General features: G+C 58.8%; 25 protein-coding genes. 19 read left to right on the forward strand and 6 right to left on the reverse strand.

Annotated elements, in window-relative coordinates:
• Nucleotides 1–4: 4 nt before the first annotated feature.
• Together H9Q10_RS08510 and H9Q10_RS08515 are read left to right on the forward strand one after the other, a co-directional pair.
• Nucleotides 5–1,168, forward strand: a complete 1,164-nt coding sequence (locus H9Q10_RS08510; RefSeq protein WP_197903539.1) for a thiolase family protein — start codon at nucleotides 5–7, stop codon at nucleotides 1,166–1,168.
• A gap of 292 nt (nucleotides 1,169–1,460) precedes the next feature.
• The gene (locus H9Q10_RS08515) at nucleotides 1,461–3,437 is read left to right on the forward strand and encodes an oxidoreductase (RefSeq protein WP_197903540.1); all 1,977 of its coding nucleotides are present in this window, start codon (nucleotides 1,461–1,463) and stop codon (nucleotides 3,435–3,437) included.
• A gap of 328 nt (nucleotides 3,438–3,765) precedes the next feature.
• Here the strand turns inward: H9Q10_RS08515 and H9Q10_RS08520 are convergent, their stop codons facing one another.
• Complete coding sequence (locus H9Q10_RS08520; protein ID WP_197903677.1) at nucleotides 3,766–4,947, reverse strand: acetyl-CoA C-acetyltransferase; 1,182 nt, start codon at nucleotides 4,945–4,947, stop codon at nucleotides 3,766–3,768.
• A 250-nt stretch (nucleotides 4,948–5,197) separates the two neighbouring features.
• Entirely contained in the window at nucleotides 5,198–6,136 is a 939-nt protein-coding gene (locus H9Q10_RS08525; RefSeq protein WP_197903541.1) for a LysR family transcriptional regulator, read from the reverse strand.
• Nucleotides 6,137–6,385: 249 nt separating this feature from the next.
• On the opposite strand from H9Q10_RS08525, the gene H9Q10_RS08530 reads away from it, so the two are divergent.
• From H9Q10_RS08530 to H9Q10_RS08540, 3 genes are all read left to right on the forward strand, one after another.
• Nucleotides 6,386–7,591, forward strand: a complete 1,206-nt coding sequence (locus H9Q10_RS08530; protein WP_197903542.1) for an MFS transporter — start codon at nucleotides 6,386–6,388, stop codon at nucleotides 7,589–7,591.
• A 15-nt stretch (nucleotides 7,592–7,606) separates the two neighbouring features.
• Nucleotides 7,607–9,076: a carbohydrate porin gene (locus tag H9Q10_RS08535; RefSeq protein ID WP_197903543.1), complete on the forward strand. Its 1,470-nt coding sequence runs from the start codon at nucleotides 7,607–7,609 to the stop codon at nucleotides 9,074–9,076.
• A 129-nt stretch (nucleotides 9,077–9,205) separates the two neighbouring features.
• A complete protein-coding gene (locus H9Q10_RS08540; protein WP_197903544.1) occupies nucleotides 9,206–12,250 on the forward strand; it encodes an FAD-dependent oxidoreductase in 3,045 nt (1,014 codons plus the stop codon).
• Nucleotides 12,251–12,289: 39 nt separating this feature from the next.
• On the opposite strand, the gene H9Q10_RS08545 is transcribed toward H9Q10_RS08540, so the two are convergent.
• Nucleotides 12,290–12,493, reverse strand: coding sequence for a hypothetical protein (locus tag H9Q10_RS08545; protein WP_197903545.1), 204 nt, complete (start codon nucleotides 12,491–12,493; stop codon nucleotides 12,290–12,292).
• On the opposite strand from H9Q10_RS08545, the gene H9Q10_RS08550 reads away from it, so the two are divergent.
• Together H9Q10_RS08550 and H9Q10_RS08555 are read left to right on the forward strand one after the other, a co-directional pair.
• The gene (locus H9Q10_RS08550; RefSeq protein WP_197903546.1) at nucleotides 12,492–13,439 is read left to right on the forward strand and encodes an FAD:protein FMN transferase; all 948 of its coding nucleotides are present in this window, start codon (nucleotides 12,492–12,494) and stop codon (nucleotides 13,437–13,439) included. The two genes, H9Q10_RS08545 and H9Q10_RS08550, sit on opposite strands and share 2 nt — an antisense overlap.
• A gap of 156 nt (nucleotides 13,440–13,595) precedes the next feature.
• On the forward strand, nucleotides 13,596–14,813 hold the full coding sequence (locus tag H9Q10_RS08555) for an MFS transporter (protein ID WP_197903547.1): 1,218 nt from the start codon (nucleotides 13,596–13,598) through the stop codon (nucleotides 14,811–14,813).
• Nucleotides 14,814–15,273: 460 nt separating this feature from the next.
• On the opposite strand, the gene H9Q10_RS08560 is transcribed toward H9Q10_RS08555, so the two are convergent.
• A complete protein-coding gene (locus tag H9Q10_RS08560; RefSeq protein WP_197903548.1) occupies nucleotides 15,274–15,561 on the reverse strand; it encodes a hypothetical protein in 288 nt (95 codons plus the stop codon).
• A gap of 259 nt (nucleotides 15,562–15,820) precedes the next feature.
• Here H9Q10_RS08560 and H9Q10_RS08565 point away from each other — a divergent pair, with 259 nt between their 5' ends.
• The 3 genes from H9Q10_RS08565 to pyrH all read left to right on the forward strand — a co-directional run bounded on the left by H9Q10_RS08565 (nucleotide 15,821) and on the right by pyrH (nucleotide 18,541).
• Nucleotides 15,821–16,792: a YheT family hydrolase gene (locus H9Q10_RS08565; RefSeq protein ID WP_197903549.1), complete on the forward strand. Its 972-nt coding sequence runs from the start codon at nucleotides 15,821–15,823 to the stop codon at nucleotides 16,790–16,792.
• A gap of 216 nt (nucleotides 16,793–17,008) precedes the next feature.
• The gene (locus H9Q10_RS08570) at nucleotides 17,009–17,608 is read left to right on the forward strand and encodes an SMI1/KNR4 family protein (protein WP_197903550.1); all 600 of its coding nucleotides are present in this window, start codon (nucleotides 17,009–17,011) and stop codon (nucleotides 17,606–17,608) included.
• A gap of 219 nt (nucleotides 17,609–17,827) precedes the next feature.
• Nucleotides 17,828–18,541 carry a UMP kinase gene (gene pyrH, locus H9Q10_RS08575; protein ID WP_067594262.1) on the forward strand — a complete coding sequence of 238 codons (714 nt, stop codon included), beginning with the start codon at nucleotides 17,828–17,830 and terminating at the stop codon, nucleotides 18,539–18,541.
• Nucleotides 18,542–18,724: 183 nt separating this feature from the next.
• On the opposite strand, the gene H9Q10_RS08580 is transcribed toward pyrH, so the two are convergent.
• The gene (locus H9Q10_RS08580) at nucleotides 18,725–19,195 is read right to left on the reverse strand and encodes a Dps family protein (RefSeq protein WP_197903551.1); all 471 of its coding nucleotides are present in this window, start codon (nucleotides 19,193–19,195) and stop codon (nucleotides 18,725–18,727) included.
• A gap of 281 nt (nucleotides 19,196–19,476) precedes the next feature.
• On the opposite strand from H9Q10_RS08580, the gene H9Q10_RS08585 reads away from it, so the two are divergent.
• The 4 genes from H9Q10_RS08585 to H9Q10_RS08600 all read left to right on the forward strand — a co-directional run bounded on the left by H9Q10_RS08585 (nucleotide 19,477) and on the right by H9Q10_RS08600 (nucleotide 22,534).
• Complete coding sequence (locus H9Q10_RS08585) at nucleotides 19,477–20,691, forward strand: uracil-xanthine permease family protein (protein WP_197903678.1); 1,215 nt, start codon at nucleotides 19,477–19,479, stop codon at nucleotides 20,689–20,691.
• A gap of 121 nt (nucleotides 20,692–20,812) precedes the next feature.
• Nucleotides 20,813–21,331: a DUF3465 domain-containing protein gene (locus tag H9Q10_RS08590; RefSeq protein WP_197903679.1), complete on the forward strand. Its 519-nt coding sequence runs from the start codon at nucleotides 20,813–20,815 to the stop codon at nucleotides 21,329–21,331.
• Nucleotides 21,332–21,440: 109 nt separating this feature from the next.
• Nucleotides 21,441–22,019 carry an RDD family protein gene (locus tag H9Q10_RS08595; protein ID WP_197903552.1) on the forward strand — a complete coding sequence of 193 codons (579 nt, stop codon included), beginning with the start codon at nucleotides 21,441–21,443 and terminating at the stop codon, nucleotides 22,017–22,019.
• 20 nt (nucleotides 22,020–22,039) lie between these two features.
• Nucleotides 22,040–22,534 (forward strand): DUF1841 family protein, encoded by a 495-nt coding sequence (locus H9Q10_RS08600; RefSeq protein WP_197903553.1) that lies wholly within the window; start codon nucleotides 22,040–22,042, stop codon nucleotides 22,532–22,534.
• An 81-nt stretch (nucleotides 22,535–22,615) separates the two neighbouring features.
• Here the strand turns inward: H9Q10_RS08600 and H9Q10_RS08605 are convergent, their stop codons facing one another.
• A complete protein-coding gene (locus tag H9Q10_RS08605) occupies nucleotides 22,616–22,945 on the reverse strand; it encodes an FKBP-type peptidyl-prolyl cis-trans isomerase (RefSeq protein ID WP_197903554.1) in 330 nt (109 codons plus the stop codon).
• On the opposite strand from H9Q10_RS08605, the gene H9Q10_RS08610 reads away from it, so the two are divergent.
• From H9Q10_RS08610 to H9Q10_RS08630, 5 genes are all read left to right on the forward strand, one after another.
• Entirely contained in the window at nucleotides 22,944–23,144 is a 201-nt protein-coding gene (locus H9Q10_RS08610; RefSeq protein WP_197903555.1) for a hypothetical protein, read from the forward strand. The two genes, H9Q10_RS08605 and H9Q10_RS08610, sit on opposite strands and share 2 nt — an antisense overlap.
• A 38-nt stretch (nucleotides 23,145–23,182) precedes the next feature.
• Nucleotides 23,183–24,043, forward strand: coding sequence for a phosphoribosylaminoimidazolesuccinocarboxamide synthase (locus tag H9Q10_RS08615; protein WP_197903556.1), 861 nt, complete (start codon nucleotides 23,183–23,185; stop codon nucleotides 24,041–24,043).
• Between the two features lie 100 nt (nucleotides 24,044–24,143).
• A complete protein-coding gene (locus H9Q10_RS08620; protein ID WP_197903557.1) occupies nucleotides 24,144–24,338 on the forward strand; it encodes a cyanate hydratase in 195 nt (64 codons plus the stop codon).
• 178 nt (nucleotides 24,339–24,516) lie between these two features.
• Nucleotides 24,517–25,131, forward strand: a complete 615-nt coding sequence (locus tag H9Q10_RS08625) for a hypothetical protein (protein ID WP_197903558.1) — start codon at nucleotides 24,517–24,519, stop codon at nucleotides 25,129–25,131.
• Nucleotides 25,109–25,300, forward strand: coding sequence for a hypothetical protein (locus H9Q10_RS08630; RefSeq protein WP_197903559.1), 192 nt, complete (start codon nucleotides 25,109–25,111; stop codon nucleotides 25,298–25,300). Before H9Q10_RS08625 ends, H9Q10_RS08630 begins: the two co-directional genes overlap by 23 nt.
• Nucleotides 25,301–25,310 lie beyond the last annotated feature (10 nt).

Here is a 25,310-nt window from a genome sequence, read left to right on the forward strand (position 1 = left end):
AAAAATGCGTGAAGCCGTAATCGTATCTGCCGTGCGTACCCCCGTGGGGCGCGCGCGCGGCGCCATCGCCTCGGTTAAAGCCTACGAACTGGGCGTGCTGACCGTGGGCGAAGCCGTGAAACGGGCAGGCATCGATCCCGCCGAAATCGACGAAATCATTTTCGGCAATCTGCTCAACACCGATTGCGTGAACATTGCCCGTGTGATCGGGCTCGCCGCCGGGCTGCCTATCAGCGTGCCGGGCATCACCCTGAACCGCCAGTGCGCCTCCGGCCTGAACGCCATCGCCTATGCCGCCGCGCTGATTCAGGCCGGCTACGGCGACGTGATGGTGGCCGGCGGCGTGGAAAGTGACTCCACCCGCTGCTACATCATGGATCGGCCCACCGCCGCCTACCAGGTGCGCCCGCCGTCTTGGACCGTGCCGCTCTCTGCGCCGAAGGAAATCGACATACCGATGGGCGTAACCGCCGAGAACCTGGCCAAGAAATACGGCCTAACCCGCGAGGAGTGCGACCAATTCGCGGTGGACAGCCACAAAAAAGCCGCTGCCGCTTGGGATAAGGGCTATTTCAACGAACAGATCATTCCGGTTACCGTGAAAAGCAAAAAGGGCGACATGGTGTTTGCCAAAGACGAGCCGCTGCGCCCGGACTGCAATCTGGAATCACTGGCCAAGCTGCCGCCCGCCTTCATCAAAGACGGCATCGTTACCGCCGGCAACAGCTCGCCGATGAGCGACGGCTCCGGCGCGGTGGTGGTGATGGAGCGCAAAAAGGCCGAAGCCCTGGGCTTGAAGATTTGGGCGAAAGTAAGCGGCTTTGCCGCCACCGGCGTGGACCCTTCCATCATGGGCATCGGCCCGGTGAGCGCCACGCAGAAACTGCTTAAAGCCAAAGGCATGACGCTCTCCGACATCGATTTAATCGAGATGAACGAAGCCTTCGCCGCCCAATCGCTTTCCTGCATCCGCGAATTGGATATGGACGTATCCAAGCTCAACGTGAACGGCGGCGCGCTCGCCCTCGGCCACCCGCTGGCCGGTACCGGCGGCATCCTCGCCACCAAGCTGGTATACGAAATGGAACGCCGCGATGTGAACACCGGCCTGATTACCTTCTGCGCCGGCGGCGGGCAGGGTTTCTCCGCCTTGTTTGAACGGGTGTAGGCCGGGCTTCCCAAGCAACACCACCGGCCGAAAAGGCTACCTGAAAATTTTAGCTTCGCAGAAGCTTACGCTTTCAGGTAGCCTCCAATGCCATCTATACCCATCGTCCCCTTCCGGGCACGAATACCGAAAAGGCTACCTGAAAATGCAGTGTAGCCTCCAATTCCATCTGCGGCAGGCAGCCGCCCCGCAACAGGCTGCATAAAGCACACGGCCCGCCGGGCAGCGTGCCGGCAACCCACACAAGAGGCTCCGACACATTTCCCCACCCCTACCAGCAAGGAGTTGTATCATGAGCAGCAAATACCCCCACATGTTTCAGCCTTTAACCATCAAAGGCGTAACCTTCAAAAACCGGGTGTTCGCCTCCCCGATCACCACCAACCGCGTCGTTACCGACCAGGGCTACCCGACGCCGGAGGCCATCGACGTATACGAAACCAAAGCCAGGGGCGGTTTTGCCCAAGTCACGCTTACCGAAAGCTTCATCGACCATGAATATTCCTGGCGGCACGAGCACGGCTTAAACCTGTGGGAAAACCCGATGTCCACCATCCACATGGAGGCCATCATGATTCTGACCGAAGCCATCAAGGCGCACGGCGCGGTGGCCGCCATCCAGCTCAACCACGTCGGCGCCATGAACCACCCCGACACCATCCCCGGCCATAAAAACCCCATCGGCCCCTCCGCCTTCGTGCGCGAAGACGGCGTGCAGGTGGAAGAAATGACGGTGGAAATGATGGAAAAAACAGCCGCGCAATGGGCGGAAGTGGCCTGGGTGTGCAAATCGCTCGGCTTTCAAGTCATCAACCTGCACGGCGGACACGGCTGGCTGCTGAACCAGTTTATCTCGCCCAAATTCAACCACCGCACCGACGAATTCGGCGGCAGCATGGAAAACCGGGCGCGCTTTCCGATTATGGTGTGTAAAAAAATCCGCGAGGTTTGCGGGGAAGATTTGCTGATTGAATACCGCCTGTCCGGCTCAGAACGGATGGAGGGCGGGATGACGCTGGATGACGGCATCGAGTTTGCAAAAATTATCCAGCACCATGTGGATTTGATTCACGTAACGTCCGGCTCTTATCAGGATCACGTCAACACCAAAGCCTTCAGCTCCATGTTCGATCCGCACGGCTGCAATTTGGACCTGGCCGAAGCGATTAAGAAACATGTTGATGTGCCGGTTATTTCGGTGGGCGGGTTTAATTCGCCGGAGCAGATCGAGGAAGCCATTGCCTCGGGGAAATGCGATATTGTCGCCATGGGGCGCCAACAGTTTGCCGATCCCGATTTTGTCAATAAAGCCCGCGACGGCATAGAAGATCAAATCGCACCCTGCCTGCGCTGCTCCTGCTTCAACCCGCTGAGCTCCGATCCCGATGCCCGCCCGATCCCGGCCCTTTGGCACTGCACCGTCAACCCCCGCGGGCAACGGGAATTGCGTTGGCGGAATGCGCCACAGCCGAAAGGCAGTCGCCATGTGGTGGTGGTGGGCGGAGGCGTGGGCGGCATGTATGCGGCGGTTACCGCTGCGGAACGCGGCCACCGGGTAACCTTGCTGGAAAAATCAAACAAACTGGGCGGCGTGTTGTGGTTTACCGATATCGACAACGACAAAGAATCGTTGAAACGGTTTAAAGATTCCATGATCGCCCGTTGCCAATACCACAATGTGGATATCCGGCTAAATACGGAAGCAACTAGAGAATTGCTTGCAGAGATGCAGCCCGATTATGTGATCTGCGCCGTGGGCGGGCGGGCTTATGTGCCCGATATCAAGGGTATCGAGCATGCCAAACATGCGCTTTATGCCTATACCCATCCGGATGAGGTGAGGAACAAGCGTGTGGCGATTATCGGCGGCGGCGATATCGGCTGCGAGTCGGGCTATTTCTTCGCTTCCGAATGGGGCGCGCAGGTTGCTATTTTGGAGAGGCGGAAAGATGTGATGCTGGATGCCCTGCCTTCCCAACGCACCGCCCTGATGCCTCGGATGGCCAAAGTGGGGATGGATCTCCTCTGTTCCGTACAGATACAGGAAATTACGGAAGACGGCGTGATTTATCTCGATAAAGAGGGCAATCAGCAGCAGGTTTCCGCCGATCTGGTGCTGCATTGCTGCGGCAGCCGCTCAAATGAGGATATCGTCAAACGGCTGGAAGGCGTTTGCCCGAGATTTATTGTGGTGGGCGATGCCAGACAGGCCAGGACGGTAAAAGAAGCCACTTACGAAGGATTCTGCGCAGCCATGGATGTGTTGTGAGGCCGCCGTTTGATTGGGCAGGGATATGGAGTCCTCACCGATAAATCTTGCAGCAAAAGGCTACCTGAAATTTTCAGGTAGCCTTTTTTGCCTCACCGGGCACGGGAAAAAGAGGAAAAAGGGGGCGGTTGCTCCGGCAACCTTGCTGCATCGTGGAGCAGTATTTTATTTTCAGGTAGCCGCATTGGTTTGAATGGGGCTACCTGAAAAACGATACGAAAAGGCGGTTGTTTTTTGCAGCCGGCCTTTCAGCGCTTACGGCAACGGCAAACCCCGCCGCCCGATTTGCCGGACGGCGGGGTTTGCCGCATGCTTGCCCGATGGCGGATCAAACCCGTTCCACAATCATGGCGATGCCCTGCCCGCCGCCGATGCAGAGGGTGGCCAGGCCGGTTTGGGCGTTGCGCGCCTGCATGCCGTAGAGCAGGCTCACCAGGATGCGTGCGCCGCTGGCGCCGATGGGGTGGCCCAGCGCGATGGCGCCGCCGTTCAGGTTGACTTTGTTCATGTCCAGGCCCAGCTCTTTGCTCACGCCGAGTGCTTGGGCGGCAAAGGCTTCGTTGGCTTCGATTAAATCGATCTCGGCCAAATCCAGGCCGGCTTTTTTCAGGGCTTTTTTCACCGCCGGAATCGGCCCCAAGCCCATCACTTTCGGATCCACGCCGGCGCTGGCATAACCGCGGATGCGCGCCAGCGGGGTCAAGCCCAGCTCTTTGGCCTTGCCTTCGCTCATCAGCAGCAGGGCGGCCGCGCCGTCGTTGATGCCGGAAGCGTTGCCGGCGGTTACCGTGCCGCCCTCTTTCTTGAAGGCGGTTTTGAGCTTGGCCAGCGATTCGGCAGAGGTGGCTTTGGGGTGTTCGTCTTGGGCAAAAACGATGTCGCCTTTGCGGGTGGGGATGGTGACCGGCACGATTTCTTTTTCAAATGCGCCGGATTGGATGGCCTGTGCGGCCAGGGTTTGCGAGCGCAGGGCAAAGGCGTCTTGCTCTTCGCGGCTCAGGCCGTAGCGCTCGGCTACGTTTTCGGCGGTGATGCCCATGGGGTAGCGATTCATGGCGCAGGTGAGCCCGTCTTCCAGCATGGTGTCGCGCAGGGCGAGGTTGCCCATTTTCACGCCGCGCCGCACTCTGCCGTCGAGCACATAGGGCGCCTGGCTCATGTTTTCCATGCCGCCGGCCACCACGATTTCCGCATCGCCGGCCACAATGGCCTGTGCGGCCAGCGCCACGCTTTTCAGGCCGGAGCCGCATACTTTGCTGATGGTGAACGATTCCGTTGTTTCGCCGATGTCGGCCTTCAGCGCGGCTTGGCGGGCGGGGTTTTGGCCGAGGCCGGCCTGCAGCACGTTGCCCATGATCACTTCGTCTACCTGGCCCGCATCCACATTGGCGCGCCGCAATACTTCGCGGATCACGGTGGCGCCCAAATCCACGGCGGGCACGTCTGCCAAGCTGCCGTTAAAACTGCCGATGGCGGTACGCGCCGCGCTCACAATCACCACATTTTCCATATCCAGTATCCTTAAAATTTGTTCGCTGCGGGAGTCTGCTCCCGATTCCATAGCGGCCTTTCAACCGCTTCCGCTGAGGATTAAAGCCCAGGCGGCGGCGGAACTGAAATGCTTTTTGTGTGGCGGCCTATGCGTTTTCTGGATAACCGTAAAACCGGTTTTCGGATGCTCTGGCATATAAAAAGGCTACCTGAAAAATGCTGTGGGGTTTTCAGGTAGCCTCTATTCGGCGAGGGTGCCGGCAACGGGCTTATGCGGAAAGGGGGGCGGCTTCTTCCAGCCCGTCATGGGAATCCTGCCAATGCTGTTGGAAGGTTTTCACAAACAGGGCGGTGGCGGGGTTGCTGTTTTTCCGGCTCCAAATCAGTTCCATATTGTAGAAGTATTCCTGCTCGGCCACTTCCAGGAGCACGGTTTCGCTACCGAGCGAGCGGGCGCGGTGTTTGGGCAGCAGCAGTACGGTGTTTTTGTTGCGCTCCAGATTAAAAAAGCAGGTGCGTAGGTTGGGATATTCTTTGTACAGCGTGTATTGCAGGCGGTAGGCGGAGAGGAAGTGGGTGCTGAATTGGTCGGAATGGGTGAAGGCCTGCGGGTTTTCGCGGATGAGCGGGTAGCGGGCGATGTCGTGCAGCGAGGGTTTGCCGCCTTGCTGCGCCAGCTCGTGCGAACGGTGCACGGCCACGCACAGCGGGTCGGTGTGGAAGGGCAGGGTGTCGAAACCCTGCCATTGTTCCATCAGGTTGGGGCGGACGATAAAGCCGACGTCGGCATCGCCGTCGTCCAGCAGTTCCAGCAGTTGGTCTAATTCCACGTCGCGGTAGTGCACGGTGATGTCGGGGTGGGTGAGGTTGAATTGCTCCAGCACGCCAATCAGCAGCTGGGCAAAGGCTTCGCCGAGATAGGCAATGGCGATGCTGCGGCGGCTCTGGCCGGTGAATTGGCGGATAAGGGACAGGGTATGCTCATATTGCCAAATGAGTTTGCGCGCTTCCGTGAGCAGCATTTCGCCCGCGCTGGTGAGCTTCACGCCGTGGGTGTCGCGCAGGAACAGGGGCGTGCCGAAAAAGTCTTCCAATTCCTTAATGTGCCGGCTCAATACAGGCTGGGTGATGAAGGATTTCTCCGCCGCTTTGGTGAAATTGAGGGTTTCGGCCAAGGTGATGAATTCGCGGAACAGGTGGATTTTCATACGTTGTCTCCTTTGTTTTGCCGTTTGAAACCGAAGCCATGCTGCCGAGCACCATGCCGATTTCAAAACGGGCACATTATGGCGCTATGGGAATATGCCGCCTGGCTGCCGGCGGCATATTCCCTTTGTTCTACTGATTATACCCAAAATGCATGACCACCACGCAATAAAGAATTTCCACCGCCAAAGCCTCCTCTCTATATTCGGATGCACCTAATCAACTGCGGAAAATCCGGCAAGGAGTCTGTTATGCATACGAATTTCAGGTGGTTTGTGGCCTTGGTGATGTTTATCGTTACCGCGTCCACTTCGCTTCTTTTGATCGCGCCGGTGACGGTGGTGGGGAGCATCGCGCAGTCTTCGGGCATGGCCCCGCCCACCATCATCACCATCGCCATGAGTACCTTCAACTTGTTCATTGTGGCGGCGGTGATGCTCGGCGGGATGCTGGTGGACAAATTCGGTGTGAACAAAATCTACATTGGCGGCCTGCTGCTGGCGATTGCCGGCAATATGGTGGGCCTGATGGCGGGCAATTCGCCGGTGGGCCTGTTTGTTAGCCGCGCGTTGCAGGGCTTGGGCACGGGGCCGATTATGGTGTCAGTGGCCGTGTTGTCGCACCAGTGGTTTAAAGAAAACGAGCACGGCATCGTGGCCGGTTTGCAGGGCATGGCGGTGTCGGTGGGTATTGCCGCAGGCTTCCTGCTGGTGCCCCGCCTGGTGGAAGCCTCCGGTGGCAACTGGACGCAGTCTTACCTCACGCTTTCCGCCATCAACGCGCTGGGTATCGCCCTCACCGTGGCTGTGATGCTCGGGCCAAAACCAGCTGCCGTGCAACACGCCGGCGCGGCGCCCGATGCCGATGCCCCGCCGCCGGAAAAATTCAAAATGCTCCAGCCTTTGGTGATTGTGGGCGGGCTGTGCTTCTTCGGCGGCACTTGGCTGCAGCAGTCGGTGAACTCCATCGGCTCCAGCTTCATCGGTGACGAACTGCACATGGGCCAGCTTGCCGGTGCCGACCTAATGTTCTACTACGCCATCGCTTTCGCCATCGGCTCGCCGATCAGCGGCTTTATCTCCGGCATGCTGCTCAAAGGCAAGAAAGACAATCTGGTATTGGCGGCCGCGTTTGCCGTGTCCGCCGTGTTCAGCTACCTAATTGTGAATTGGACGGACACCGCCGGCCTGATTGCCTGCCTGATTGTGTTGGGCGTGTTCCAATCGTTTGTGAACCCCGTGGTGATGTCGTTCATCACCAAATCCTATCCGCCGCACATCATCGGGCGCGTGGCCGGCTTCAGCATGACTTTCAGCTTTGTGGCAGGCATTCTTTCGCCCATCGCCTGTTCGTGGATCTACAACCTGACCAAAACCTATAGCGCGTCGTTCCTCTTTATGGTGGGCGTGTCCATCGTGGGCATCCTGCTGGGGCTCAAACTGAAAAAAGCAGCGTGAAACGGAGGCATCAAAATGAATTTCTCATATAGCAAAATGGCTTTGGCCTGCGCCCTGGCGCTCTCGGCCAATCTGGTGTGGGCGGAGGGCGAAACCGCCGCCTCGGCGCCTGCCGCCGTGTTGGAAAGCGGAGAGGCAGTCCGCTATGCGGCAGCGGAAACGGAAAGGCTACCTGAAAATACTCCGGCAGCAGGAAACACGGCCGAAGCAGCCGCTCCCGCCGCCAATCCCAATCTTTCCGCCGTCGGCCGCGCCCTAAACAACAACGGCATCACCCCGCACCTGATTGCCGCCTATTCCTACTTCACCAATCCCAGCTCCGGCATCGACACGCATAAAAACGAGCAAATCGGCATGATCATCGCCGGTGCCGATATCGACCTGCAGAAAGCCGGGCTGATCAAAGGCGGCCGCATCCACTTCTCGCAAATGTGGGCGCCCTACACCAAAGGCTTGGACTACGGCAACAACGTAGGCAGCGTCTTGGCCGGCAACCCGCCGCCCTACATTCCCAGGGTGTCGCACCTCACACGCTTCACCTACGAGCAGCGCCTGCTCGACGACAAACTCTCCATCGAGCTGGGCAAAAGCAACCCCGGTAATTTCTACGGCAAATCCCTCTGCGCCTACGAATTTGCCTGCGTGAACCCTGTGTTGCAGAAAGTGGCCCACTTCAGCGCCACGCCTTATGCCGGCTGGGGCGTGCGCACCGCCTACCAAATCACCCCGCAGCTGGAAGCCAGCGGCGGCTGGTGGCGCACCTATCAGGCCTTCCCCTTCACCAACGGCTGGGAAAAAGGCTGGGACAACGACCGCTTCTACCAAGACGAAGGCAACGTGTATATCGCCGGCGTGAACTACAAATCCGACCGCAGCAAGAGCGCCTACCCCTTGGAAGTGGAAAGCTTCCTGATGCACACCGACCACAAATTCCCGCATCCCTACTACGGGCGCGCGCAAATGGAACGCGGCATGACCGGCATCCACCTGGGCGCACGCAAAGTGGTTTGGCGTAAAGACGGCGGCAACCTGGCCGATCCCTCGCCCACCACTCTGAGCGTGTACGGCAGCCTGAGCCATATGTTCAACCAAACCGTGTATACCGGCCTGAAAACCTATGCCAACGCCGGCATTTTGTGGCAAGCCCCCTTGGCCAGCCGCCCCGGCGACACCCTCGGCCTGAACTTCAGCACCGCGCACATTTCGCGCGACGGCCAGCGCTATATGGCCGAGCGCTACCTCGGCAGCGACGGCTGGCAGCCCAAACGCAACGAATTCCAAGTGAGCCTGGATGCCACCGTGCCCTTGAACCGCAGCGTGATTTTCCAGCTCTCCGCCGCCCGCACCTGGAACGGCACCAACTGGATGCTGCAACAGGGCCAAATGCACACCGACCGGCCGAAAAACGGCCTCTCCGTGAGCGCGGGCATCACCATCCTGCTCGACCAGATGATGGGCCTGGTAGACCGCACCCCGCCGCAATAGCAACGAAATTTTCAGGTAGCCTCCAATCCGCTTAGAGGCTACCTGAAAAAAGATACCGCGGTTTTCAGGTAGCCTTTCCGGCTGCTCGGGAGCCGCCCTGCAAACTTTCCAATCAAAGGAAATCGCACCATGAGCAAACTGCAAACCCCCTTGAAACTGCGCTCCGGCCTCGAGCTGAAAAACCGCATCGTGATGGCGCCGATGACCACCGAAGCCGCCACCGCCAGCGGCCGCGTTACCCAAAAAATGCTGGATTACTACCAATCCCGCGCCGGCGAGCCCGCCGCCATCATCGTGGAATGCGCCTATGTGGAACGCCTGGGCATGGCCTATCCCAACGGCGTGGGCCTGGAAAGCGACAGCCAGATTGCCGATTTGGCCAAAATCGCCAAAGTGATTCAAGAGAAAGGCTCGAAGGCCATCTTGCAGGTATACCACGGCGGGCGCATGGTGTTGCCCGGCCTCATCGGCGGGCAGCAGCCCGTGGCGCCCAGCCCGGTGGCCGCCGAGCGCTTGGGCTACATAGAGCCACGCGAACTGAGCACGGCAGAAATCGACAGCCTGATTGCCAAATTCGGCGAAATCACCCGCCGCGCCGCGCAGGCCGGTTTCGACGGCGTGGAAATCCACGGCGCCAACACCTATTTGCTCCAGCAGTTCTTCTCGCCGCATTCCAACTGCCGCAGCGACCAATGGGGCGGCAGCCGCGAAAAACGCGCCGCCTTCCCGCTGGCCGTGGTGGATGTCGTGCAGGCCGCCGCTCAAAAATACGCCGCCGGCAAACCTTTCGCCGTGGGCTACCGCTTCTCACCTGAAGAGCTGGAAAAACCCGGTATCACCTTCGACGACACTGTATTCCTGCTGGAAAAACTGGCGGAAAAAGGTTTGGACTACCTGCACTTCTCCACCAACTATGTGATGCAGTCGTCCATCATCGACATTGCCGACAAAGAACCGCTGATTGCCAAGCTGCTGGCGCGCCGTTCGGCCAAGCTGGCGCAAATCCCGCTTATCGGCGTGGGCAACGTGAAGCAGATTGCCGATGCCGAGCAAGGCCTGGCCAACGGCTTCGACCTGATTGCCGTGGGCAAGAGCATGATTGTGAACGAACATTGGCTGAGCCGAGGCTTGGCGGGCGAAGAGCTGCCCACGTTCATGCGCAAAGAAGATTGTGTGCCGCGCCGCGTGCCTGAAAGTATCTGGCCGATCATCACCGACTGCATGGCGCGGCAGGAGCGCGCCTTCATCAACCGCAACACGCCGCGCAAAGACTTTGCCGAAGGCGTGTACCGCGAGAGCTTTGCCGATTTCCACGGCATGGTAAACGTAGACATCACCTTGGATAAGGTGTCCATCAAAAAACTGGATTTCCTCACCGGCACCAGCGGCGCGCCGGGCGTAACCGTGGACGTGTTTGCCGAAATGGCCGACCGCATCGTGAGCAGCAACGGCACCGATGTGGATATCGTGTCCGGCGCCACCGAAACCTGCCAATCGCTGCTGGAAGCGGTAAACCGCGTGGTGGCCAAGGCCACAGGCGCGGAACTGCCGAAAAAACCGAGCAAAAACGCTAGCCTGCCTTGGGTGGGCGAAGATCCGGAAATCCATCCGGATGACGTGGTGGCCGAAATCGAAACCGATGTGATCGTGGTGGGCTGCGGCGTGGCCGGCACGGTGGCCACCCGCTCCGCCGCCGAAGAAGGCGCGGACGTGGTGGTGATTGAAAAAGCGGCCGGCCCGCAATGCCGCAGCGGCGAATACGCCGTGATCAAAGGCAAGGTGCAGGCGCGCTGGGGACGCGACGTGTACGACCCGGATCAAATCACCGACCGCTTCGTGCGCGAATGCGCCTACCGCAACAAACGCCCCATTGTGGCCAAATGGGCGCACAACTGCGCCGACGTGTTCGACTGGTTCATTGCCGCCAAACCGGATATGCACATTTGCGAAACCTCTTCTTCCGATGTGCCGGATGAATCGAAAGATTTGTTCCTGGAGCCGCTGTACTACCCGCTGCCGCCGCACTACGATTGGACGAAAGAACCTTTCCCCACCATCCCCACCTCGGTGCACTTCATGCCCGACCAAACCGGCATCATCATGGCCAATATGGGTAAAGCGCTGGACACCGGCAAAGTCACGGCCTATTGGGGGCATTTCGTGGAGAAGCTGATTCAAGACGGCAAGCGCGTTAGCGGCGTGTTCGCCCGCGATGCCAAAACCGGCAAATACATCAAGGTAACGGCCAGAAAAGGCGTGATTTTGGCCACCGGCGAATACGGCAGCAACAAGGAAATCGTGGATTATTACGTGCCGGAAATCGGCGAAAACGGCGTGAAATCCGTGTGGTTGAACCGCGATGTGGAAGGCAACCTCACCAACACCGGCGACGGCCTGAAAATGGGCGCGCGCATCGGTGCCGCCATCCAGCAGAACCACGCACCGATGACGCACCACATGGGCGGCCCCTTCGGCATGGGCGGCGCATTGGGCATCGCGCCCTTCCTGTTCCTCAACCGCGACGGCAAACGCTTCATGAACGAAGACGTGCCCGGCCAGCAGGTGGAAAACCAGCTGGAAATGCAGCCCGAACGGCGCTGCTACCAGATTTTCGACAACCGCTGGCGCGAACAGGTGGAATACATGCCCGCCGGCCACGGCGTGGTGTGCGCCTACGACCCCGGCAGCGAATACGAAGGCAAAAACCACCCGCGCTATTCGCTCAGCTACCGCAGCGAGGCCGAATTTGAAGCCGAATTGGCCGGTGGCAATATGTTTAAGGCCGATACGCTGGAAGAACTGCTGGCCAAGCTCGACATCAACCAGGCCGAAGCAGCGAAATCCATCGCCCGCTACAACGAGCTGGCCGCTCAGAAACGCGATGCGGATTTCAATAAAACTTCCTCCCGCCTGTTCCCGATTGCCGAAGGCCCTTTCTACGCCGTGCCCTTCGGGCTCACCGTGATGCTGGCCTGCTGCGGCGGCCTGGAGAGCGACGAAGACTGCCACACCTACGATGAAGACCGCAACATCATCCCCGGCCTGTATGTGGCGGGCAACATCCAGGGCAACCGCTACGCCGTGGAATACCCCATCTGCATGAAGGGCGTGAGCCACTCCATGTGCATGTATTACGGCTATGTGGCGGGCAAAAACGCGGTGCACGGCAAATAAGCCGGCATCCGCAGCATAGGCTACCTGAAAGCGTCAGCTTCAACGAAGTGGACCGATGTCTTGCAAAGCAAGGCTGAGTTTCTGCAAAGCTAAAGCGCAAGCTTCAGTGCCGTACCAGGCTGACAGCCAGCCCTTGGCCTGAAACGCTGCAAATTTTTCAGGTAGCCTCTTCCGCCCTTTGTCCGAGAGCATGCGGATAAAGGGCGTGTTTTTATCAACCATCCGCTCTGGGGAGCCTGCCATGAACGTTGCCACCTTTATCGCCATGGGCACGGTGAACACCATCACCCTGTTCGAGCCGGACACGCAAAACATCCTGCCGCGCGTATTCGAATATGTGAAAAGCATGGAGCAGAAGCTCACCGTGCACCACTCTGATTCTGAAATCATGCGCCTCAACGCCAACGCGGGCATCGCGCCGGTTGCCGTATCGGAAGAGGTGTTTGCACTGTTGCTGCGCGCACACGCCGCCAGCCTAGAAGAAGGCTCGGGCTTCAACTTCGCCCTGGGTGCGCTCACCCGGTTGTGGCGGGCGTATCAGAAGCAGGGCATCGTGCCGTTCGACACCCAGATTGCCGCTGCCCGCGCGCTGTGCGATCCGCATTTGGTGTGGCTCGATGCCGGCAGCTGCCGCGCCTTCCTCACGCAGCCGGGCATGTCGCTGGATTTGGGCGCCATTGCCAAAGGCTACATCGCCGACGGCGTGAAACGGCTGCTGGCCGAAGCGGGCATTGAGCGCGCCACCATCGATTTGGGCGGCAACGTGGTGCTGCACGGGCAGTCGCCCAAACAAGCCGACGGCCTGTGGCGCGTGGGCATCCAGCAGCCCTATGCCGCCAAAGGCGAATACGCCGCCGTGTGCCGCCTGCCGGCCGTTTCGGTGGTGACCTCCGGCGTGTACGAGCGCTACGCCGAAGCGGGCGGGCGGCAATACCACCACCTCATCAACCCGCAAACGGGCTACCCCTTCGACAACGGCATGCTCGGCGCCACCGTGATCGCGCCCGATTCCACCGAAGCCGAAATCCGCTCCACGCAAATCTTCGCCCAGGGAGCGGCAGGCGCAGCCGACAGCCGCAGCGATGTGTGGCGCGTATTGATTGATAAAGAAAAGCGAATGTTCGTGTCGCGCGCGCTGCTGCCGTTTTTCGAGCTGAAAGACGCGGCCTACCAAGTGATACCGGTTTAAAATCCGGCTTGGCTGAAACGCTGTTTTAACTGCGTTGAAGCTGATGCTTTAGCTTCGCAGAAACTCAGCCTTGCTTTGCAAGACATGGTTTCAGGTAGCCTGAATTTTCAGGTAGCCTCAAACCGACAAGAACCAACAAAAATAAGGAAAACAAAAATGGTCTTCCACAAAAAACGCTATGTCGCCACGCTCTTTTTGGCCTTCGTTACCCTGTCCATCAACCTGCGCGCGCCGATTACCGCGCTGCCGCCGATTATCAAAGACATCCAGCAAAGCCTGCACATGGGCGCCACCGTGTCGGGCGTGCTCACCACCATCCCCGTGCTCTGCTTCGGCCTGTTCACGCCGCTGGCTTCCCGGCTCATCATGCGGACGGGGCTGGAAAAAGCGATTGTGCTCACCCTGCTCGGCGTGATGGCCGGCTCGCTGATCCGCGTGGCGGGCAATGTGCCACTGATGCTGCTGGGCACGGTGATCATCGGCCTCTCGCTCACCGTCGGCAACCTGCTGGGCATCCTCATCATCGGCCGAGATTTCAAAAGCTCCGCCAGCATCATGACCGGCATCATGGTGCTGGGCATGAGCCTGGGCGGCATGATCACCTCCTCGCTCACCCCGCCCCTGGCACAGCACACCAACTGGCAGCTCGCCCTGGCCAGCTGGTTTCTGCTTGCCCTCATCTGCCTGCTGTTCTGGATCAAAACCATGACCAGCCGCACCCACCGCGCCCGCAGCGTGCTGGATAACCTGTCGATCCTGCCGAAAAACCACACGGGCGAAAAATCGCACCACCCGGACCACACCAAAGACAAAGCCATCCTCTTTCTCATCGTCGCCTTCGCCTGCCATTGCTTTGCCTTCTACGGCATCGTGGCCTGGCTGCCGCGCTTTTTGATCGACAGCGGCATGAGCCCCAACCGCGCGGGCGTGGCCGTGTCGGTGTTCCATATGCTCGGCTTCATCGGCGCGCTGGGCATCCCCATCCTGGCCAAACGCCTGAAGCTCAGCTCCGCCGCCCTGTTTGCTATTTCCGGCACCACTTGGTTCCTCGTGCCCACCGGCTTCTACCTCGCCCCTGATTTGTGGCTGCTGTGGGATGTGATGGGCGGCATCGGCTGCGGCGGTGCCTATGTGGTGGTGTTCACCGCCATCCTTTCCCTGGCCGAATCGCTGGATGAAAACCGCCGTATCTCCACCGTGGTGCAATGCTCCGGCTACATCATCGCCTCGTTTGCACCGATGGTGGTGGGCGCGCTGTATGAGTTTTCTGGCGCCTGGATGCTCTCCTTCGCCCTGATGGGTGCGGCCACGGCGGTGTTTATGGGCAGCGGTATCGCGGCGGATTTGCTGTTTCGCCAGAAAGAGGCGGCATAAGCCCCGCTGTTTTCAGGTAGCCTCAATTTGTTTGCAGGCTACCTGAAATTCAGGATCAAAGAATAAATTAAGATGGTAAAAATTACCGGAAGCCTTTCTGTATGAGGGTTTCAGAGATTTTTACCATCCTGTTTGTTTGTCAACGGTATCTTGCTCTCTTTTGAATAAAACAAGAAATTGATGAAGCTGCGCACTACCAATAAGACAGAAGGCAAATTTGATGGGTTGAAGAACTTAAACTACTGTTGCTTCGGGATGAGCATGCGGGCTAAAGAAATGTTACAAATAAATATTTGTCTCTGAGTGAATAACAAAAGGGATAAAAATCGTCTTTATCTATTATTAATAAAAGCTCAATTTTCCAACATTAATCCCAGTTGTTCTTTAAGCAGCAGGCATATTGAATGCAGACGCAAAAACAGCCCGATTCCTCGGGCTGTTCGCGTATCCGGCGGCAGGTTTAGCGGCAGGACAAGCCCAGGATGGTGGGCGGATTGCCGTTGGAAAGTTTGATGCGGCAGGTGGTGCCGGAAGTGCCGGATACCACGGCGTAGCGCGCACCGCCTTCGCTGCGGGTGCTCACGTTCATCGGCTCCTTCACGCCCATGGATTTGGATGTGTGCGCCAAGTTTTGCACCAGATCCGGCGGCAGGCCGGAGGAATCGTTGGCGATTTTTACGCTGTCGGCCGCCCATGCGGACGCAATAGGCAGCAAGGCCAGCATCAGAATAGTCAGTTTGCGTTGCATAGTGGTTCTCCTGTGAAAAAGGGCTGCCTTTAACGGCAGCTGGAAACACTCTACTACATCGGCATGCGGTTTGACAACGATTGTGCGCTGTTTTTACCCGATTGTGCGGCGATGGTGTCGTGTTTTGCGGGAAACAGGCTTGGCGGCATGAAAAATATGCTGTTCAATAAACAAGTTGGCGTATAGTGCTGCGCGATGGTATAGGGCAAGCGATAGCAAACCGCCTGCCGCCGATTAAATATTTTCAATGGATTCAAGCATGACAGAAAACCTGGCAAACCGCCTGCCGGCCTATCGGCCGCCTGCTTGGCTGCGCGGAGGGCATATGCAGAGCATCTGGCCCAAGCTCGTGCGCATCGGCAGCCCGGCCTACCGACGCGAGCTGCTGCCCGACAGCTTGGGCGAAGCCGAAGTGGCCTACGATTTTGTCGACGGCAGCCGGGCCGACGCGCCCCTGCTGATGCTGTTTCACGGGCTGGAAGGCGGCAGCGAAAGCCACTACGCCCGTGCCCTGATGCTGGCCGCGCAACGGCAGGGCTGGCACGGCGTGGTGGCGCATTTCCGCAGCTGCGGCGGTGTGGCCAACCGAGCCCGCGTGTTTTACCACTCCGGCGACAGTGTTGAAATCGCGCACATGCTCGGGCTGATGGCGGCTCGCTACTCCCGTGTGTACGCTGTGGGCATATCCCTGGGCGGCAACGCGCTGGCCAAATACCTGGCCGAGCAGGGCGCTGCGGCCATCCCGCAGGCTGCTGCCGTGGTGAGCGCGCCGCTGGATTTGACCGCCGCCTCGCGCCGGCTGGAGCAGGGCTTGAGCAGGATGCTGTATGCGCCGTATTTTTTGCGCTCGCTGTTACCCAAAGCCGCGGCGGTAGCCGAACGGTTTCCGCAGATCGACGCGGCGGCGGTGCAGGCTGCGGCCAACCTTACCGATTTCGACAACGCCTTCACCGCGCCGCTGCACGGTTTCGCTGATGCCGCCGACTACTACCGCCGTGCCAGCGCCAAACCGCTGCTGCGTCAAATCGCCGTGCCCACGCTGATTTTGAACGCGCGCAACGACCCCTTCATTCCCGCCTATTCCCTGCCGGATGCGGGCGAGGTGTCGGCAGCGGTAACGCTGTTGCAGCCCGCATATGGCGGCCATGCCGGCTTTCCCGGCCGTGCCGATTTGGATTGGCTGCCGGATACTGTATTGCGCTATTTCGATTTGGCCGCGCCCGCAGAGTGAAGCCAAGTGATAAAGGCTACCTGAAAGCGTCAGCTTCAACGCAGTTAAAACGATGTCTTGCGAAGCAAGGCGGAGTTTCTGCGAAGCTAAAACCTCAGCTTCAACGAAGTGGACCGATGTCTTGGCGCAGCCAAGGCTGAGTTTCCGCGAAGCTGAAAACCGCCAAACACATTTTTCAGGTAGCCTCAACCGTATGAACATGAAAAGGAAAGCATCATGACCGTTAGCCAAACCTACCTCGCCGGCCTGCAACAAGCCTACGCCCGGCGCGGCGGCGCAGACGAATGGGCGCGTTTTGCCCAAGTGAAACAAGGCATCAGCCCCGCCGATGCCGCCGCCCTGCAAGCCGCCTATCCGCACACACCCGCCGCCCTGCTCGAGCTGCTCGCCTTCGCCGACGGCACCTACTGGCACGAATACCAAGGCCAAACCTTCAGCCTGTTCCTGCTCGGCTCCGATGTGATGGAATATCCCTACTATCTGCTCTCCGCCCGGCAGATGCTGGAAAGCAAATCGCAGCAATATCTGTCCGACTACATTGCCCGTGTTTACCCGGCCGAAGACGTGGCCGTGGACGAGCGCATCACCCGCGATGCCGAACATGCCCGCTGGCTGCACTTTTCCGACTGCATGAACAACGGCGGCACCTCGCAGCTCTTCATCGATTTCACCCCGTCGCCCTCCGGCAAAGCCGGGCAAATCGTCCGCTATCTGCACGATCCCGACGAGCTCTCCGTGATTGCCGACAGCTTCGAAGAATATTTGCAGCACCTCATCGAAGACGGCTACGACTTCATCCAGGAAGACTATTTTTGAATAACCGTTAAAGGCTACCTGAAAAACACAAAAGCCCGTTTCAACAGCCTGAAAGCAGCCAAGTAAGTTGAACGAATACATTTTCAGGTAGCCCCAAGCGGCAGCGTGGCGGCTTGGCGGGGCATGTTAAATTTTGTTTGAAACCGGCCAGCCGACATGATGGAAAGCGCGTATAATGCCGGGCGTTTGAGTTCACCAACCAGAAACGAGAGAGACGCCATGACTATCCGCTACAAACGTGTTTTGTTGAAACTTTCCGGCGAAGCCCTGATGGGTAACGATGCCTTCGGCATCAACCGCACCACCATCATGGGCATTGTGAAACAGATTGTGGAAATCGCCCAAATGGGCGTGGAAGTCGGCGTGGTGGTGGGCGGCGGCAACCTGTTTCGCGGCGTCGCGGCGCAGGCCAGCGACATGGATCGCGCCACCGCCGACTACATGGGCATGCTGGCCACGGTGATGAACGCGCTGGCGCTGAAAGACGCGTTTGAAAGCCTTGGTCAGCCCGCGCGCGTGCAGTCTGCGCTTTCCATGCAGCAGATTGCCGAAACCTACGCCCGCCCCAAAGCCATCCAGTATCTGGAAGAGGGTAAAGTGGTGATTTTCGCCGCCGGCACCGGCAACCCCTTCTTCACCACCGACACCGCAGCAGCCCTGCGCGGCGCGGAAATGAACTGCGACATCATGCTCAAGGCCACCAATGTGGACGGCGTGTACACCGCCGACCCGAAAAAAGACGCTTCGGCCACCCGCTATCAGGACATCACGTTCGACGAAGCCATCGTGAAAAACCTGAAAGTGATGGACGCCACCGCGCTGGCGCTGTGCCGCGAGCGCAAGCTGAACATCGTGGTGTTCGGCATCGCCAAAGAAGGCGCGCTCAAACGTGTGGTGCGCGGCGAGGATGAGGGCACGCTGGTGCACGTTTGATTGCTGATGAATGAAGATGCAGGCCGCTTTCCGATGGGAAGGCGGCCTGAAGTTTTGGGTTGGCCGGCGTTTTCAGGTAGCCTTTATGCGCGGAAAGAGGCTACCTGAAAACTTAGCTGTGCAAATGGGGCGATAAAAAACGCCCGTTGTGGCAACGGGCGTGGTGTGGCTGGTGAAGCCGGTTTATTTTTCCAACAGGGCGCGCAGCATCCAGGCAGCTTTTTCGTGGGTTTGCATACGGTTGGTGAGCAGGTCGTTGGTGGGCTCATCGCTGGCTTCGTCTACTGCAGGCAGTAAGACGCGGCAGGTGCGCACCACGGTTTCCTGGCCGTCCACCAGTTCGCGGATCATGGTGGTGGCGTCGGTGTTGGGTTTGGCTTCCTTGATGCTGGTGAGTGCGGCGTATTCGCTGTAGGAGCCGGGAGCGTAGTAGCCGAGGGCGCGGATGCGTTCGGCGATTTCGTCGATGGCGGCGGCCAGTTCGTTGTATTGCTCTTCAAACATCAGGTGCAGGGTGCGGAACTGGGGTCCTTCCACGTTCCAGTGGTAGTTGTGGGTTTTCAGGTAGAGGGTGTAGCTGTCGGCCAGCACTTTGGTGAGGCCTTCGGCGATGGTTTGGCGTTGGGTTTCGGTCATGCCGATGTTGATGCTCATGTTTGGCTCCTTAAAATGGAAATGAAACGGGAATGATGGTGCACGCTGCGGTGCGCTTTGATTGCTTTGTTGGGCGGGATTGTAGGCTAGTTGTTTGCTTTAGTCAATTGAAAATTATTTTTCGATTGATTTTTTATTTTAATATGGGTGGGCGGATAGGTTTTATTAACGGGCCGAACCTTTTTCAGGTAGCCTTTTGCCGGCTGCGGCATATTGGGCGGCGTTTTGCGGCTGGGGTATAATGCTAAGATTTGTTGGCGTTTGTTGAGGAGGAAATGATGTTGCAATCGTTGAAAACGGCGGTGGCGGGGGCGCAGATTTTGTTTGTGGCCTTCGGGGCGATGGTGCTGGTGCCGCTGCTCACGGGGCTGAACCCGGCGATGGCGTTACTGGGTGCGGGCATCGGCACACTGCTTTTTCAGGTGGCCACCGGGTGCAAGGTGCCGATTTTTTTGGGCTCGTCGTTTGCTTTTATTGCGCCGATTATTTATGCCATGCAGGAATGGGGCATGGGCGGCACGATGTTCGGCCTGTTTGCGGCGGGCTTTATGTATTTTGTGTTTGCGGCGCTGATTAAGTATTTCGGGCTGCCGATGGTGAACCGTTTGCTGCCGCCGGTAGTGATCGGGCCGGTGATTATGGTGATCGGGCTTTCGGTGGCGGTGGTGGCCAGCAGCATGGCGATGGGCCAGGCGGGCGGCAAGCAGGTGTTGGATTACGGCCATTCGCTGCTGCTTTCGGGCTTTACTTTTGCGGTAACCGTGATCGTGGCGGTGTTCGGCAGCAAGATGATGAAGCTGATTCCGATTTTGATCGGGGTGGCGGCGGGCTATCTGGCAGCGCTGGCGATGAGCATGGTGGATACCGCGCCGATTGCGGCGGCGCCTTGGTTTGCCGTGCCGCATTTCCATTCGCCGCAGGTGAATTGGCAGGCGGCACTGTTTATGCTGCCGGTGGCGATTGCGCCGGCGATCGAGCACATCGGCGGCATCATGGCCATCGGCAAGGTAACGGGCAACGATTACGCGGCCGACCCGGGCCTGCACAAAACGCTGGCGGGCGACGGCTTGGGCGTGTGCGTGGCCGGGCTGATCGGCGGCCCGCCGGTTACCACCTACGGCGAGGTAACGGGCGCGGTGATGCTCACGAAAAACAGCAATCCGGTGATCATGACTTGGGCGGCGGTGTTTGCCATCTGCATGGCGTTTTTCGGCAAATTCAATGCCTTCCTGGCTTCGATTCCGCTGCCGGTGATGGGCGGGGTGATGATTCTGCTGTTTGGCACGATTGCTTCGCTGGGCTTGAAAACGCTGATCGACGCGCGGGTAAACCTGATGCAGCCGAAGAATCTGGTGATTGTGAGCTCGGTGCTCACGGTGGGCGTGGGCGGCATGGAGATGAAGCTGGGCAGTTTCAGCTTTGCCGGCGTGGGCTTGTGTGCGCTGCTGGCAATTGCGCTGAGCCTGCTGCTGCCGGATGTGCGGCATGATGATTAAAGGTTTTCAGGCTACCTGAATAATGATGCCTTACGAGCAAAACTGAGTTTTGCCAAGCTAAAAATCGTTTGCGCCGTGTTTTCAGGTAGTCTCAAGCAGATGTGAACACATTGGGAAGATGATGAACAGAAAACAAAACAAATGGCTGTGGCTGTTGGCGCTGCTCGGTATGGCTGCGTATTTCCACTTTGCCGGGCAGCCGGCCAAGCCGGAGCAGGGCGCCGCACCGCAGCAGACTGCTGTGGTCGAACAATCGCGCGTGCAGCATACTGATGGCGCGCCCGCTGCCAGCCAAACCGGCGACAATGGTGCCGAGCTGATTGCCCGCGCTTTTGCCGAGCAGCGCAGCGACGTTCAGGTAAGCGGCAGCGGCACGGTGCACCGTACCCTGCCCGACGACACGCAAGGCTCGCGCCACCAGCGCTTCATCATGAAGCTTTCAAACGGGCAAACCGTGCTCGTGGCGCACAATATCGATCTTGCCCCGCGCATTCCGCGTTTGCAGCGCGGCGACACGGTGGGTTTTTCCGGCGAATACGAATACAACGCCCAAGGCGGCGTGATCCATTGGACGCACCACGACCCCGCCGGCCGCCATGCAAACGGCTGGCTGGAGCACAATGGGCAGCGCTATCAGTAGCGGTATAATCTGCTCAAGGGTTACCTGAAAACAATCGGGAAGAAAACAGGTTTCAGGTAGCCTCTATAAGAAAAGAAAACGTCTCAACCACAATAAGAAAGGGAATATCATGCAAGATTTCCGCAACCGCTCATCCGGCCGCAGCACGGCTGAACGCTTCCGCCAGGCCTACTATTCCTCCGCCCTGCAAGGCGATGATTATGGCGACGATATGGAGGTGGAACTGGCCGAGCCGTGGCGGCGCGTGGCAGCCTTTGCGCTGAACGTGGTGCTGATGTTTGTGTTTGCCCTTGGAACGGGGTTTATCCTCGGTTTTGCGGGATCGGCAGTTGGCCGGAATTTTATGGATGGCTCGAACAATGCGGTGGTTGGATTGGTGGTGATGCTGGTTTACGGCATCGGCCAAACCATGATGATGGTGAAAACCGGACAGAGTTTGGGCAAACGGATCATGCACATCCGCGTGATCAGCGACGACGGTGGGCCGATCGGCCTGCTCAAAGGGGTGCTGTTGCGCGAATGGGTGGTGTTTTTCGTGCTGCAAATCGTGTTTGGCCTGGTGCCGCTGTTGGGCGGGCTGCTGGCACTGATCTTGCTGGCCGCCAGCATCATCATGATGTTCATGGACCCGGAAGGCCGCCGCACGCCGCAGGATTGGCTGGCCAACACCCTGGTGATCCGTGCCTAAGGCTTGAGGCTACCTGAAAAATGTATGACGTAAACACGCACGACGTGCGCCGCTTTTTCGCCGAAGTGTGGCGGCAGCGGCTCGCGCCCTTGCAGTTGAGCAAATTGCAGCAAAAGGCGCTGCGCATCATCGAAGCGCACCCCGAATACCACCATTATTTAGACAACATCGAGCGCTATCTGGAACACAATTGGACGCCCGAGCAGGGCGAAACCAATCCCTTCCTGCACCTGTCGCTGCACCTTTCGATCCAAGAACAGAGCGACATCGACCAGCCGCCCGGCATCCGCGCCATCCACCACGAACTGCAAGGCCGCTATGCCGGCGACTGGGTGCGTGCCGAGCACGACATGATGGAAGCCCTGGCCGAAACCATCTGGGCGGCGCAGCGCAGCGGGCAGGGCTTGGATGTGAACCTATATATGACCCGCTTGCGCCGCCTAGTGGGCTTGGGGCAGGAAGACGAAGCGCGGCTCAACCCGCACGAAGTGGCGCAAATGGGCGGGCAGCTCTAACATTTCCCGCTTGGTAAAAGGCTACCTGAAAACCCGTTTCCGGTTTTCAGGTAGCCTTTTCGTTGCATTGCCAGAAGCCGTTTAATCGTGCACCTTCAGCAATTCCACATCAAACACCAGCGTGGCGTTTGGCGGAATCACACCGCCGGCGCCGCGTGCGCCGTAGCCCATTTCCGGCGGGATGGTGAGCTTGCGTTTGCCGCCTTCGCGCATGCCGCCGAAGCCTTCGTCCCAGCCGCGGATCACCTGGCCCACGCCCAAGATGATGGTGAGCGGCTGGCCTCGGTCGAGGCTGGAGTCGAATTTACTGCCGTCGGTAAGGTAGCCGCTGTAGTGCACGGTGATGCGTTTGCCTTTTTCGGCGGCCTTGCCGCTGCCGGTTTCGATGTCTTCGATAATCAAATTGCTCATGGGTTTTCCTTGTTGGGATTGGATGGGGAAAGGCTACCTGAAAAATACAGGCCGTTTCGGGCAGCCTGCCGAAACATCCGGCATTCTCAAGCATAAAGCGCGTTTCGGCAACTGTTGGCCGCGCGAAGTTTGCCCTTCCGGCCTGCGCCGCACACGATATTTCCGCCCCACCATTCTTTCCGTGCGGCAATTGGACTAAAATACCGGTTTTCCGACCATCCACCCGCGAAAGCCATTATGACCACCATCCCGCTGAAAAAAATCTACTCCGGCAAAGTGCGCGATTTGTATGAAATCGACAGCCAAACCATGCTCATCGTCGCCTCCGACCGCCTCTCCGCCTTCGACGTGATCCTAAACGAACCCATTCCCGGCAAAGGCGAAATCCTCACCCAAATCTCCAATTTCTGGTTTGGCAAACTTGCCCACATCATGCCCAACCACTTCACCGGCCAAACCGTATACGATGTGTTGCCGCACGACACCGCCGCCGCGCTGGAAAAACGCGCCGTCGTCGCCAAACGGCTCGAACCGCTCAAAATCGAAGCCATCGTGCGCGGTTATCTTGCCGGCAGCGGCTGGAAAGAATACCGCCAAACCGGCGCCGTGTGCGGCATCCGGCTACCTGAAAACCTGCGCGAAGCCGAAGAGCTGCCCGAAATCATCTTCACCCCCTCCACCAAAGCCGCCGTGGGCAACCACGACGAAAACATCAGCTTCGAGCAGTGTGCCCAAATCATCGGCCGCGAGCTGGCCGAAGAAGTGCGCCGCAAAGCCATCGCCCTGTATAGCGAAGCCGCCGCCCACGCCCGCAGCCGCGGCATCATCATCTGCGACACCAAATTCGAATTCGGCCTCGACCAAAACGGCACGCTCACCCTGATGGACGAAGTGCTCACCCCCGATTCCAGCCGCTTCTGGCCCGCCGCCCAATACCGAGTGGGCAGCAACCCGCCGTCCTTCGACAAACAATTCATCCGCGACTGGCTCGAACAAAGCGGCTGGAACAAACAGCCCCCCGCCCCCGTCGTGCCGGCCGAAGTCATCCAAAAGACCCTGGCCAAATACCGCGAAGCCCTGGAGCTGCTCACCCAATAGCCGGATTGTTATCCGCATTGAGGCTTGCATTTTCAGGTAGCCTCAAGCATCCGTGGGGCTACCTGAAAACTTATCCTGCCGTTTGAACAAACATTGAATCATGCCCACCCGCAAACAAACCGCCCTGCAAACCGCCGCCAAACTCAAACAAGGCAAAACCGCCAAGCTCAAAGAATGGCAGGCCGTGTCTGAGCAGCGGCAATTTGCCAACGAATTCACCGTGGCCGCCCGCCTCGGCGAACCCGCGTTTACCGAAGAACAGGCCGAGATGGTGGCGGCGCTGTTCGGCAAATAGCCTGCCGGTTTGGAAACATTTTGGCTGCGCCGGGGATATTGCCGGCAGGCAGCCTGGCCGCTTCCCAGGCTACCTGAAAACGCAAGCCCCAACGAAGTGAAAACCGAACCCGCTTGTCATCAAACGTGAGCGAGAGGTTTTAGATAGCTGTTATTATTGTTTATAAAGGGAATTTGTAATGTCATCCGCCCTCAAACTCCTCCCCCTGCTGCTCGCCTTAGGCGCCTGCTCCTCCGTTGGCACACAATTTGCCAAAATGAGCGAACCCGAAAGCGGCGAACGCGCCCGCGTGCGCGTGGTGGCCAATATGCTGGTGAAAGGCGTGCCCGAATCCGACTGCCTCGACTGGCGCAAACCCGGTGCCGGCACCATCTTTGGCGGCATGGTGGGCAGCAGCGGCTACCGCGGCCGCAGCCTGAATATGCCCGACCCGCACAACGTGTCCGGCAGCCGCCGCAGTGCCGAATTTTACGTGCGCGCCGGCAAGCCCCTCACCCTGCAGCTGCTCAATACGCCCGACAGCTGGCAAACCTGCAGTCTCGCCATCAGCTTCGTGCCGCAGGCCGGCCACAACTACGAAGTGGCAATGATCACCGGCCAAGTGGATTACCAACCCGACCTCGGCTATTGCGCCGCCCGCGTATTCGACCTGAACAGCGGCCGGCAAATCCAGGCGGAAGAAACCACCAGCTGCCGCCGCAGGCAGCGGCTGGAAGCCCGTCAGCGGCAACGCGAAGCACGCCGGGCGGCACGCGCCGCGCAAGCCGAACGTGCTGCGCAAACGGCGCAGTAAGCCTGCCGATGCTTCCGGCGGCAAATCGCTTGGCGCCAAACACATCGAAGCGCCGCACGATAAAAGGCTACCTGAAAATTTTGCCGATGGGTTGAACGGTTTCGGTTTCGGCAAGACATCGTTTCAGGTAGCCTTTTGTCGGCATGGTAAAATCATAGTTTGGTTTTGAGGCGGGCGGG

It is taken from the genome of Eikenella glucosivorans (genome assembly GCF_016025525.2).
GTDB lineage: Bacteria > Pseudomonadota > Gammaproteobacteria > Burkholderiales > Neisseriaceae > Eikenella > Eikenella glucosivorans.

Bases quoted from the DNA above. Each gene is read 5' to 3' on its own strand.
- H9Q10_RS08545 (WP_197903545.1), bottom strand. From the start codon at position 12,493: ATGGCAGGCTCCCCAGAGCGGATGGTTGATAAAAACACGCCCTTTATC.
- H9Q10_RS08610 (WP_197903555.1), top strand. From the start codon at position 22,944: ATGGGTTTTCCTTGTTGGGATTGGATGGGGAAAGGCTACCTGAAAAAT.
- H9Q10_RS08550 (WP_197903546.1), top strand. From the start codon at position 12,492: ATGAACGTTGCCACCTTTATCGCCATGGGCACGGTGAACACCATCACC.
- H9Q10_RS08570 (WP_197903550.1), top strand. From the start codon at position 17,009: ATGACCGTTAGCCAAACCTACCTCGCCGGCCTGCAACAAGCCTACGCC.
- H9Q10_RS08615 (WP_197903556.1), top strand. From the start codon at position 23,183: ATGACCACCATCCCGCTGAAAAAAATCTACTCCGGCAAAGTGCGCGAT.
- H9Q10_RS08565 (WP_197903549.1), top strand. From the start codon at position 15,821: ATGACAGAAAACCTGGCAAACCGCCTGCCGGCCTATCGGCCGCCTGCT.
- H9Q10_RS08580 (WP_197903551.1), bottom strand. From the start codon at position 19,195: ATGAGCATCAACATCGGCATGACCGAAACCCAACGCCAAACCATCGCC.
- pyrH (WP_067594262.1), top strand. From the start codon at position 17,828: ATGACTATCCGCTACAAACGTGTTTTGTTGAAACTTTCCGGCGAAGCC.
- H9Q10_RS08525 (WP_197903541.1), bottom strand. From the start codon at position 6,136: ATGAAAATCCACCTGTTCCGCGAATTCATCACCTTGGCCGAAACCCTC.
- H9Q10_RS08535 (WP_197903543.1), top strand. From the start codon at position 7,607: ATGAATTTCTCATATAGCAAAATGGCTTTGGCCTGCGCCCTGGCGCTC.
- H9Q10_RS08515 (WP_197903540.1), top strand. From the start codon at position 1,461: ATGAGCAGCAAATACCCCCACATGTTTCAGCCTTTAACCATCAAAGGC.
- H9Q10_RS08520 (WP_197903677.1), bottom strand. From the start codon at position 4,947: ATGGAAAATGTGGTGATTGTGAGCGCGGCGCGTACCGCCATCGGCAGT.
- H9Q10_RS08590 (WP_197903679.1), top strand. From the start codon at position 20,813: ATGAACAGAAAACAAAACAAATGGCTGTGGCTGTTGGCGCTGCTCGGT.
- H9Q10_RS08555 (WP_197903547.1), top strand. From the start codon at position 13,596: ATGGTCTTCCACAAAAAACGCTATGTCGCCACGCTCTTTTTGGCCTTC.
- H9Q10_RS08510 (WP_197903539.1), top strand. From the start codon at position 5: ATGCGTGAAGCCGTAATCGTATCTGCCGTGCGTACCCCCGTGGGGCGC.
- H9Q10_RS08620 (WP_197903557.1), top strand. From the start codon at position 24,144: ATGCCCACCCGCAAACAAACCGCCCTGCAAACCGCCGCCAAACTCAAA.
- H9Q10_RS08605 (WP_197903554.1), bottom strand. From the start codon at position 22,945: ATGAGCAATTTGATTATCGAAGACATCGAAACCGGCAGCGGCAAGGCC.
- H9Q10_RS08625 (WP_197903558.1), top strand. From the start codon at position 24,517: ATGTCATCCGCCCTCAAACTCCTCCCCCTGCTGCTCGCCTTAGGCGCC.
- H9Q10_RS08600 (WP_197903553.1), top strand. From the start codon at position 22,040: ATGTATGACGTAAACACGCACGACGTGCGCCGCTTTTTCGCCGAAGTG.
- H9Q10_RS08530 (WP_197903542.1), top strand. From the start codon at position 6,386: ATGCATACGAATTTCAGGTGGTTTGTGGCCTTGGTGATGTTTATCGTT.
- H9Q10_RS08595 (WP_197903552.1), top strand. From the start codon at position 21,441: ATGCAAGATTTCCGCAACCGCTCATCCGGCCGCAGCACGGCTGAACGC.
- H9Q10_RS08560 (WP_197903548.1), bottom strand. From the start codon at position 15,561: ATGCAACGCAAACTGACTATTCTGATGCTGGCCTTGCTGCCTATTGCG.
- H9Q10_RS08540 (WP_197903544.1), top strand. From the start codon at position 9,206: ATGAGCAAACTGCAAACCCCCTTGAAACTGCGCTCCGGCCTCGAGCTG.